The organism is Dellaglioa sp. CoH-57-MRSF-18, from assembly GCF_056781995.1.
The window spans coordinates 1-500 of sequence record NZ_JBXAXX010000067.1; the positions used below are offsets into that span (position 1 = coordinate 1).

A 500-nucleotide genomic window follows, 5' to 3' on the forward strand; every position below is an offset into this window, starting at 1 on the left:
GTTTTACTCCGTAGCGGTTAGTCGATGGGTCTAGTATGATCGCGTTTCTGGCACGTGTCAACAGTACCCGACTAATTTACTCGGGTTTGTAGCCGCGCCCCACTTCAACCCCGCATTGCGTCGTAACGCTCACGATACGCGGGTCGCCCATGATCGTGGCAATCGCGCCGCGCACATTGCGATAACGTGCGAGCCCCAGCCGTTCCACCATGCAGTTTCCGCGCTCGTCAAAGATGCTAACGACGTACCGTGAACCAAGCTCAATATCGGCTTGAATGTTAACCGTTTGGTCAATATTGAAACGCAGATTCGTTTTCATGGGGTGCGCCTAGTGGGTTATCGATGGCTCAAATAGTAACGGCCCCTTTCGGAGCCGTCAACAATACCCGAGTAAATTACTCAGTCTTTATTCTGTGCATTAAGACCGTTTCCGAATCAGGTCGGCCGCGCGCTGTTCCCATTGCTGCATGAGGGTGCGGGCTTCGTTATCCGCGAGCCCT

General features: G+C 53.6%; 1 protein-coding gene. It reads right to left on the reverse strand.

All coding sequences use genetic code 11. The features are described 5' to 3' along the window. Nucleotides 1–76 precede the first annotated feature (76 nt). Nucleotides 77–319, reverse strand: a complete 243-nt coding sequence (locus AC1RPG_RS08085) for a hypothetical protein (protein ID WP_289874039.1) — start codon at nt 317–319, stop codon at nt 77–79. Nucleotides 320–500 lie beyond the last annotated feature (181 nt).